The organism is Streptomyces azureus (assembly GCF_001270025.1).
In the GTDB taxonomy this organism is placed as follows: Bacteria; Actinomycetota; Actinomycetes; order Streptomycetales; family Streptomycetaceae; genus Streptomyces; species Streptomyces azureus.
Genome location: NZ_DF968388.1, coordinates 1 through 8,880 on the forward strand (window position 1 = coordinate 1; position 8,880 = coordinate 8,880).

An 8,880-nucleotide genomic window follows, 5' to 3' on the forward strand; every position below is an offset into this window, starting at 1 on the left:
GCCCCTTGAGTAACCGCTTCGGGTGGGTGGGTGGGAAAGCTCCCCACGGGTCCGGGGCGGAGCCCCGGGGCGAGGCCAGCCTCTCGACCGACCGATTCGGGCGGGCGGGTGGCAAAGGCGACGATCACAGGAGAAACCGTGCCGGAAGGCCACACCATCCACCGACTGGCCCTCGACTACGCCACGGCGTTCCTCGGCACGACCCCCGGGGTGACCAGCCCCCAGGGCAAGTTCACCGACGCCGCCGCCCTCCTCACCGGCACGGAACTCACCCGCACGGAAGCCCACGGCAAACACCTCTTCCTCGGCTTCCACGCCACCGACTGGATCCACATCCACCTCGGCCTCTTCGGCAAGGTCACCTTCGGCCCCGCCCCCGCACCCCCACCCACCGACACCGTCCGCCTCCGCCTCGCGAACGACACCACCTACGTGGACCTCCGCGGCCCCACCACCTGCGCCCTCATCACACCCCCGGAGAAGCAGGCGATACACGACCGCCTCGGCCCCGACCCCCTCCGTGACGACGCCGACCCGGACACCGCGTACCGCCGCGTCTCCCGCAGCCGTACGACCATCGCCGCCCTGCTCATGGACCAGAAGGTCATCGCCGGCGTAGGAAACGTCTACCGCGCGGAGGTCCTCTTCCGGCACCGTATCGACCCGTACCGCCCCGGCAAGGACATCACCCCGTCCGAGTGGCACGCGATCTGGACCGACCTGGTCGAGCTCATGCACGAGGGCGTCCGCAACAACCGCATCGACACGGTCCGCCCGGAACACACCCCGGAGGCCATGGGCCGCCCGCCCCGCGTGGACGACCACGGCGGCGAGGTGTACGTCTACCGCAGGGCCAACCAGCCCTGCCACATCTGTGGCGGCGAGATCCGCACCGCCGATCTCGCCGCCCGCAACCTCTTCTGGTGCCCGACCTGCCAACGCCCCTGACCAGGCCCCCCGAACACCCGGCCCCCGAACGCCCCGCCCCACAACGCCCAGGCCCCTGAAACAAGCCCTCAGAAACCGTGCGGCAACCACGGCGCAACCACACCGGACCCGAACCCCAACGAGGCCTCCGCCAGCGCCCCCGGCCGCAACTCCCGCACACGCCCCGCCGCCCCCAACGCCCGGAGGCTCACCCCACCGAGATACGCCGCCCCCAACTCCCGTACGGACAACGCGACATCCGCCGTATCCGTCGTACGCGCGCAGGACGCCCCCTTCGCATCCCCGCTGAGCCGCCAACGCCCGGCGTTCCAGGGACAGAACGCGTCCTCCACCTCGAACACCACATCCACCGGCGCCTGGTACGTCCGCGCCTCCAACGCGGCTCCGACATCCACCGGCCGTACGTACAGCGAATCCCGCAACCGCGGTTGACACCGCCGTATGTCGGACACCATGTGCTGCCACGCGTCGTCGACCGGCCGCCCCCGCATCACCAGCGCCGACGTCAGGTCGATGCCGAACAGGAACCGCAGCATCGCCGCGTCCGCCGCGGGGTCCAGCGCGGCCGAATTCTCCAGAATCACGCTGCCGTTGGGCCCGGCGGGCTCCCAGCTCGGCTTGACGCGGTACCGCGCGTACCCGACCGTCTCCCCGTCCCGTTCGGCGAGGACGCACTGAAGCGGCGACGCCCCCTCCCGCTCGCTCTCCGGATCGAGCACCCCGAGCCGCTCCCAGCCGGGCTGCCGCGCCAGCATCCCCGGCCGCGACGGCACCAGCCGCGCGTACACCGCCTCGCACACATCGACGACATCGGCGGGAACGGCGTAGCGCAGACGCACGTCGTCCGTACCCGCCGGCAAGGACGACAGCCGCACACGGCTCGTGTCGATCTCGGCGTTCAACTGGAAGGTGGCCATGCCGTATCCGAACCGGCCGTAGATCGCCGGCTCGGAGGCCGTGAGCACGGCCAGCGGCTCACCCCAGGCGCGGACGTCGTCCAGCTGCCGCCGCATCATCGACGTCAGGACGCCGCGCCGGCGGTGCGTGGCGGCCACGCTCACCGTCGTGACGCCCGCGGCCGGCACCGAGGCCCCGCCGGGCACGGTGAGCCGGAAGCGGAACGCCCCGGCCGTCCCCACACAGTCGTCCCCGTCCCAGACACCGAGTGAACGGTCGCGCTCGGTCAGCGCGTTCCACAACTCCCGCTCCTCGGCGGACTCCGGCACCCCGCCGAAGCCGCGAATGAGGGTGTCGTACCACGTGTCCCAGTCGTCCTGCTCAAGTACCCGCAGGGTCGCCGCGGAGCCGGTCGCGTCAGTCGCCATGGACCATGCCTACCAGGGCGGTGCGGGACGAGCGAGGGAATTTCCCGGGGGTGGCGGAGGGTGGCGCGCCGTGAAGTTCCCTGTGAAGTCGGCCCTCTCACGGGGGACAAGTAGGACCTCCCGTGCCAAGTGGCCGGTCCGATGGATAGGGTCCCGAACTAATGGCAGCAGGACGAGAGCGGCGCGCGGAAGCCGAGACGTTCACGGCCCGGTTGAAGAAGCAGTGGCACCGGGCCCGCGTCGGCGTGCGCCGGGCCGCCGTGGACTACTTCCGCGGCGACGGCTCGGACTGGATCGCCCTGGCCGGTCTGCTCATGACCGTCCCGCTGATCGCGGGGGCGACGCTGGCGAACTCCGTGTGGTTCTCGCCGGCGGCGCTGGTCCTGCCGGTCGTCGTGGGCGGCCTGTTGCTGCGCCCCGCGAGCCTGCTCGGCCTGTACGCGGCGGCGGCCACGGCGCTGATCGTGGAGTCGGTGCGGCTGGGCCCCTACACGGAGGGCCCGTCCAGGGTCACCCCGGGCGTGGTGTTGGTCGTCGCGGCCTGCGGTTTCTTCGGGCTGCTGCTGGCCCAGTTCCGCAGCCGGGTCGGTGTGCCCTGGCGGCGCGGCGGCACCATGCTGTTCGACCTGCGCGAACGCATCCGGGTGCAGAGCAAGCTGCCCGGCCTGCCGGACGGCTGGCACCGTGAGATGGCGCTGCGCCCGGCGGGCGGCCAGTCCTTCTCGGGCGACTTCGTGGTGGCCGCGCGCACCAACGGCGGCCGTACGCTCGAGGTCGTCCTCACCGACGTCTCCGGCAAGGGCATGGACGCGGGCTCCCGGGCGCTGCTCCTTTCCGGCGCGTTCGGCGGCCTGCTGGGCTCCCTCCCGCCGCACGCCTTCCTCCCGGCCGCGAACGGCTACCTGCTCCGCCAGGACTGGGACGAGGGCTTCGCGACCTCCATCCATCTGGTCCTCGACCTGGACTCCGGCGACTACGAGCTCTACTCCGCCGGGCACCCGCCGGGCCTCCAGCTCAGCGCGGGCAGCGGCCGCTGGGAGGAGAAGGCGGCGGAAGGCCCGCTCCTCGGCGTGTACGACGGTGCCCAGTTCGACCCGGTGAAGGGCTCGCTCCGCCCGGGTGACGTGCTGATGCTGTTCACGGACGGCCTGGTGGAGACCTCCGACCGCGACATCGTCGAGGGCATCGACCGTCTCACCGGCGAGGCCGACCGTTACGTCGCGGGGGGCTTCCACGGTGCCGCCTGGCATCTGATCGAGGCGGTGGCCAAGGACGTCAACGACGACCGGGCCCTGCTGCTCATCTGCCGTGAGGGCCCTACGGCGGCGTCCGTCCGCTGACGTACGGACCGCCCGACCCATGGTTCGGTCGGCGCTGAAGGGCGCCGGCACCATCGACATCCCCAAGCTGCCGGAGAACGCGGTCACGCTGCCCGAGGGCACGGTCATGCTCGCCGACGGCACGGTGAACCTGCCCGAGGACGCGGCCCTCCCGAAGGGCGCGACCAAGCTGCCCGATGGCAACGTGCGGCTGCCCGACGATGCCCCCGTCCTGCCCGAGGGCACCACGAAACTGCCCACCGAGGACGGCGCCCCGGCGCGCTACTACGACCCGGACGGCAACCTCCTCGACGAGCATGGCAACGTCCTGCAGAAGTCGGCCGAGGGCCCCGGCGATGTCGTCGACCAGCCCGGCACGCCCGACCCCCCGACATCTGGCGCGGACACCCCGCGGGTGGACTCACCGGCCAGGGAACCGGCCCTGGTCGGCGCGGGCACCCACACCGCCGAACAAGCCGGCCAGCACATCCGCCTGGGCGGCAGCCTCGAAAACAACCTCGGCGATGTCGGCCGGGTGGCGGACGACGGGGTCACTGCGGGTGTCCACGCATGCAGCGACGTACCCACCGTCCACGCAAGCACAGACCTGCCCGGCCGTGGCCCGGACAATCACCTTCCTGGCGGCGCTGCGGGTGATCATTCTCCAGGAGGTGGCGCTGACCACGCTCCTGGAGGCGCTGCTCACGAAAACGGCTCCGGGACGCGGCAGGTCTCAGCGCGCGCGAGGCGGCAGGGCGGCTCGGCGTGAACTCTGTCCAGATCAGTCAGATCGAGTCCGGCATCACAGGAGTGAGCGAGCAGAGGCTGCGTCGGCTTGCGGCCCATTACGCGTGCACGGACGAGGCGTTCGTCGACGCCTTGGCCGCGATGGCAACCGACCGGGCACGCGGCTGGTGGGAGGAGTATCGAGGTCTCCTGCCCACCTCGTTCCTGGATCTGTCGGAGCTGGAGCACCACGCTGCCCATCGATGGGATGTGGACTTCCTGCACGTCCCGGGACTGCTTCAGACGGAGGACTACAGCCGGGCCCTGTTCTCACGCCGCGTTCCCGAACTGCCCAAGACGGAGCTTGAGTTGCGTGTCCGCCATCGAATGCAGCGGCGGGTCGTCATCGAGGAGCCGCAGCCGATCCCGTATGTGGCGTTGGTTCATGAGGCAGCGTTGCGGATCAGGGTCGGTGGCCGGGTCACCTCACGTGCTCAGCTTGCGCGCATCCTAGAACTCTCCGAAGCTGACCACGTCACCGTGCGTGTCATCCCCTTCGATTTGGACGACTTCGCCGACATCACGGCCGCCATGGTGTACGCCGGTGGCCCCGTACCGAGGCTGGACACCGTGGTGCGTGATGGCCCTCACGGCTCGCTCTTCATCGACTCCGAAGCTCAACTCGGCGTATTCCGAACACTCTTCCGTAGAGTGGAGTCGGTGTCGCTCGACCCCGATCGGTCGCGTGACTTCATCCACAGGCTGGCCAAGGAACTGTGAGGCGCCTCGGTGACCACCCCCGACAACTGGCGGAAGTCGTCCTACTCCGGCAGCGGCGACGGCAACGCCTGCGTAGAGATCGCAAACGACCTGACCCGAGTAGCGATACGAGACTCCAAGGACTCCGCCGACGGGGTGCTCTCCTTCACGACCGGAGCCTTCACCACCTTCGTCGAGGCTCTCAAGCCCAACTCCACCGTTACCGACTTCGCAAGGGCGCGCTGTCGCCTTTGAGGAGTGGGTGGACCCCTGCCAAGTTGCCAAGGGAGGAGACTGCCGCTCAGTGGTTGCGAGAGTGGCTTGAAGAGGCCGTCGGTCTCGACGCCTCGACGAGCACGGCAACGTCCTGCAGAAGGTCGAGGACGGCCCCGGCGACATCGTCGACCAGCCAGACACGGGCAACCCGGCCGTAGGGGCGGACGTCCCGCACGCGGATTCCCTCGCCCACGAACCGGCCCTGGTCGGCGCGGGCACCCACACCGCGGAGCAGGCCGGCGAGCACGTCCGCCTGGGGGCAGCTTGGATACCAACCTTGGCGATGTGGGACGGGTCGGCTAGGACGTGCCCACCGCCCCCGCGGTGCACGCTGGCGGTGATGTGCCGGCCGTCCACGCGGGTGGCGACCTGCCTGGCAGCAGGGTCGGTGGCCACCTGCCGGGCGGGAGCGCGGACCACATGCCTGGCGGAACGGCCCACGAGCACGGTGCTGGGCCCTCCGCCAGCCATGAACCGCCGAGCGGTCACGGCGGAGACCGTGGCACCGGTAGTCCCACCGAGAGTTCTGGCAGTAGTACGCATGAGGCATCGGTCGGCGGCCACGAGCAGCCGTCGACCGGTGGCCACACGGATCGGCCATGGAGGACGAGTACGGTCGGCCGACCCGGCCGTGGCGGAAGCGCGTGTGAGGTCGCGATCACCTCGTCCGCCCAGGCGCGCCCCCGGGAGCACAGGTGACGGTCTGGTGGCGCTCGACAAGACCACGTCCTGGTGCTTGAGTGCCTGAACAAGTGGCCTGATCGGTTCCTCAGTCCATCGAGTTGCGTCGCTGAGCGAGTATCAGTAGGCGCGTGGGCCTGCTTCGGTTGCCCGTACCGTGCTGGTGGCGAACCCCGTCGGTTTCTTGCCCTTGTCGACGACTTCGCACTTGTACTTGGTTTCCACGTTCAGCGGGACCAGGGTCGCCTTGGGGATGTTGTTGCACAGGGCGTAGTCGATGTAACCCTTGTAGTTGCCGAACAGAAGCTTGGCGACCCCGGCTTTGGTGATGATGCCCGTGCTGGGCGTCGCCTTGTACTCGACGTAGCTCTCGGACCAGGCTGCCGTGTCGCCGATCGTCACATCCCACCTGATCTTCAGGCCGTCGTAGGTGGTCGTGCAGGCTGCTGTCCTGCCCTTGTTCGACTCGATGTCGCTGGGGCACTGGGCTGTCGCCTTGCCCTCGCCCTGGGCCATCTTGAGCGTCCGGACGCTCAGCTCGTGCTCCAACTGCTTGGAGAACGGGGCGTCATCGGCGGGCGCATCCGCTTCCAGGTCGGGGCTCGTGTCGGGCTGGTCCAGCCGCTGGGGAAGGATGGTGCCAGTGGGTGTCGCCTTGCTGTCGACGCCGTCCGAGCTCGAGGCCGCGCCGCCGCATCCAGAGGCCAGCAGACACGTGAATCCGGCTGCCACAATGATCTTCATGCGCATGATCGTCACCCTAAGGGGTGCCCGTGTGGTGTGAGCCGGGCTCCAAGCTGTGAGGTGGGCCGCCAGGCTGTTTTGTCGCCGGGGCTTCCGAGTCGATCGCTGGGTGTCGGGCTCCTCTCGGATTTGTGGTGCTTCTGTGATCGCCTTGGACCCGGATTGAACCTGCAACGTCGTGTTGATAGGCATGTATGAGCAACCAGAGGCTGACCGCTGACTGCAAGCGGTCTGCCGAAGCATGCCCGTACGGGGGAGGTCCAATGAAGTTCGACATGGGTGCGCAGACGCTGTCGACGTTGCAGCGTGACACGCGGGGTTCGACGGATGATCTGGGTGGTCTGGTCCGGCAGTTGGTGGCGGCGGCGCAGCCGCTGGAGGGTAAGTTCAACGGTTCTGGTCGTGTGATGTTCGACCAGTTCAAGGCTCGGGCGGACCGGATCGCGTCGGATCTGAACTCGTCGCTGTCGGCGATCCTGGGTGGTCAGTCGGGTATGGACTCGGCGTTCTCCTCGGGTGACCAGGAGCAGGGTGACAACGCGCGTCAGCAGATGTCGGCGGCGAACTTCGACGCCGCTCGCTTCCGCTGAGTGGCGTTTGCCGGGGCGTCGACGCTCCGGCCTTGTTGGTTTCTTTCTGTCTGCTTGGTTTCTCGGGGAGTGGTGTGTGATGGCGGGTGCGGGTTCGGATCGCCGGTCGTATGACACGGGTGCGTCGACGGATGCGCAGTCGAACATTCAGGGGGTGATCGGCCGTCTGGAGTCGTTGATCACCGAGCGTGACAAGCAGGTGAAGGCGGCGATGGCCGACTTCACGGCGGATGGTGTGGCGGATGAGTACCACGGCAAGGAACAGCGGTGGAACAACGCCTCGCAAGAGGTGAAGAACATCATTCATCTGCTGAAGACGACGCTGGAGAAGAACGACGGTACGGCGCAGTCGACGATTCAGCGTGCGAAGGCGGCAGTGGACAACATCGGCTGAATCTGCCGCTGAGTGTCGGTTTTTTGTAGTGGTCGGTAGTTGTGTATGACGGGGGTTTTCGGTGCCCGGCTGGGATTTGAAGCCGCAGGGTATTTCGCATGTGCTGAAGACGACGGGTGATGCGGCGTCGAAGCTGGAGAAGTACGCGACGGCGTTCGGTGAGCATCTGACGTCGGCGGCGACCCATGCGGGCACGATCTCGGCCGAGGGTGGCGGTGAGGGCGGGGAGAAGGCCCAAGGTGGCCTGGTCGCTCTTGCGTTGTCGCAGTACGCGGAGCATGCGACGAAGGACTTGAAGTTCGTCGCGGCGCGGGCGGGCAAGTCGTTGCAGGGTGCGGTCGATGCCACGACGGCGTATCTGAACGGTGATGAGGAGATGGCGGCGGAGGCGCAGCGCAACACGCTGAAGGCGCCGCCGGTGGATCTGCCGGGAGTCGGTAAGCGGTGATCCAGCCGGAGAAGATCCCCGAGTTCACGGGGAATCTGGAGCAGTTGGAGACCGACTACGCGGACCTGAAGAAGGACGCGGGTCATGTCCGGGATGCCGGTGGTGACATCCACTCCAGGTTTCAGGGGTTGTCGGCGTATTACCAGGCTCCGGATGCGGAGCAGTTGTTCGCCACGACGAAGCCGGTGAAGGAGAAGGCGGACGCGTTCGCCACCGACCTGGAGACGGTGTCGGGTGCGTTGTCGTCGTACGCCACCGAGGTCAAGCCGCTCGTCACGAAGTTGAAGGAGCTGAAGGCCAAGGCGCAGACCTTCGTCGACTCCGTGAAGGACGATGACGAGTGGGAGTACGACGAGGACAAGGTCGACGAGCACAACCAGCTGCGTGATGACATCACCGCGACGGTCGCGGCGTTCTGGGCGGCGGAGCGGACCTGCCACAACAAGATCACCGCTCTGTGGGGCGGGACGCAGATGGTGGCCGGGGACGGTTCGCAGAAGAAGAACCAGTACGGCTTCAACGCCGATGACATGAAGGACGCCAAGCTTCCCTGGGGTGACCCGGTGGAGGAGAAGCACAAGTGGTACGAGGTCGGCCACTGGGTGAAGTCGTTCGTGTGGGACGGGCTGATCGTCGACGGTGTGTGGGGCACGATCAAGGGCCTGGGCAC

The 8,880-nt window shown here is 68.3% G+C and carries 10 protein-coding genes and 1 pseudogene; 9 read left to right on the plus strand and 2 right to left on the minus strand.

All coding sequences use genetic code 11. The features are described from left to right. Positions 1-138 precede the first annotated feature (138 nt). Positions 139-948, plus strand: a complete 810-nt coding sequence (locus AOQ53_RS31925; protein ID WP_059422550.1) for an Fpg/Nei family DNA glycosylase — start codon at positions 139-141, stop codon at positions 946-948. A gap of 68 nt (positions 949-1,016) precedes the next feature. Here AOQ53_RS31925 and AOQ53_RS31930 read toward each other — a convergent pair whose 3' ends face one another. Beyond that, entirely contained in the window at positions 1,017-2,273 is a 1,257-nt protein-coding gene (locus AOQ53_RS31930) for a GNAT family N-acetyltransferase (protein WP_059422551.1), read from the minus strand. Between the two features lie 161 nt (positions 2,274-2,434). Between AOQ53_RS31930 and AOQ53_RS31935 the strand changes: the two genes are divergently transcribed. From AOQ53_RS31935 to AOQ53_RS31950, 4 genes are read left to right on the plus strand one after another with little or no spacing between them, the layout of a single operon-like run. Then, a complete protein-coding gene (locus AOQ53_RS31935) occupies positions 2,435-3,613 on the plus strand; it encodes a PP2C family protein-serine/threonine phosphatase (RefSeq protein ID WP_059422553.1) in 1,179 nt (392 codons plus the stop codon). 19 nt (positions 3,614-3,632) lie between these two features. After that, positions 3,633-4,361: a hypothetical protein gene (locus AOQ53_RS31940; protein WP_059422554.1), complete on the plus strand. Its 729-nt coding sequence runs from the start codon at positions 3,633-3,635 to the stop codon at positions 4,359-4,361. Continuing rightward, the gene (locus AOQ53_RS31945) at positions 4,358-5,098 is read left to right on the plus strand and encodes a DUF5753 domain-containing protein (protein WP_059422555.1); all 741 of its coding nucleotides are present in this window, start codon (positions 4,358-4,360) and stop codon (positions 5,096-5,098) included. Before AOQ53_RS31940 ends, AOQ53_RS31945 begins: the two co-directional genes overlap by 4 nt. Positions 5,099-5,107: 9 nt before the next feature. Then, complete coding sequence (locus tag AOQ53_RS31950; RefSeq protein WP_059422556.1) at positions 5,108-5,332, plus strand: DUF397 domain-containing protein; 225 nt, start codon at positions 5,108-5,110, stop codon at positions 5,330-5,332. A gap of 822 nt (positions 5,333-6,154) precedes the next feature. On the opposite strand, the gene AOQ53_RS31960 is transcribed toward AOQ53_RS31950, so the two are convergent. After that, positions 6,155-6,778, minus strand: coding sequence for a hypothetical protein (locus AOQ53_RS31960; RefSeq protein WP_236711891.1), 624 nt, complete (start codon positions 6,776-6,778; stop codon positions 6,155-6,157). Between the two features lie 263 nt (positions 6,779-7,041). Between AOQ53_RS31960 and AOQ53_RS31965 the strand changes: the two genes are divergently transcribed. The 4 genes and pseudogenes from AOQ53_RS31965 to AOQ53_RS31980 all read left to right on the plus strand — a co-directional run. After that, a complete protein-coding gene (locus AOQ53_RS31965; RefSeq protein ID WP_010046599.1) occupies positions 7,042-7,368 on the plus strand; it encodes a hypothetical protein in 327 nt (108 codons plus the stop codon). Positions 7,369-7,447: 79 nt separating this feature from the next. Next, positions 7,448-7,762, plus strand: a complete 315-nt coding sequence (locus AOQ53_RS31970) for a pore-forming ESAT-6 family protein (protein ID WP_059422560.1) — start codon at positions 7,448-7,450, stop codon at positions 7,760-7,762. A gap of 61 nt (positions 7,763-7,823) precedes the next feature. Continuing rightward, entirely contained in the window at positions 7,824-8,210 is a 387-nt protein-coding gene (locus tag AOQ53_RS31975) for a DUF6507 family protein (protein ID WP_059422562.1), read from the plus strand. Further along, positions 8,207-8,880, plus strand: a pseudogene (locus tag AOQ53_RS31980) (ADP-ribosyltransferase); the annotation flags it as partial. The gene AOQ53_RS31975 and the pseudogene AOQ53_RS31980, both read left to right, overlap by 4 nt.

Excerpts from the sequence above, each read along its gene's own strand:
- AOQ53_RS31930 (WP_059422551.1), bottom strand. The coding sequence starts at position 2,273 with ATGGCGACTGACGCGACCGGCTCCGCGGCGACCCTGCGGGTACTTGAG.
- AOQ53_RS31935 (WP_059422553.1), top strand. The coding sequence starts at position 2,435 with ATGGCAGCAGGACGAGAGCGGCGCGCGGAAGCCGAGACGTTCACGGCC.
- AOQ53_RS31940 (WP_059422554.1), top strand. The coding sequence starts at position 3,633 with ATGGTTCGGTCGGCGCTGAAGGGCGCCGGCACCATCGACATCCCCAAG.
- AOQ53_RS31960 (WP_236711891.1), bottom strand. The coding sequence starts at position 6,778 with ATGAAGATCATTGTGGCAGCCGGATTCACGTGTCTGCTGGCCTCTGGA.
- AOQ53_RS31965 (WP_010046599.1), top strand. The coding sequence starts at position 7,042 with ATGAAGTTCGACATGGGTGCGCAGACGCTGTCGACGTTGCAGCGTGAC.
- AOQ53_RS31970 (WP_059422560.1), top strand. The coding sequence starts at position 7,448 with ATGGCGGGTGCGGGTTCGGATCGCCGGTCGTATGACACGGGTGCGTCG.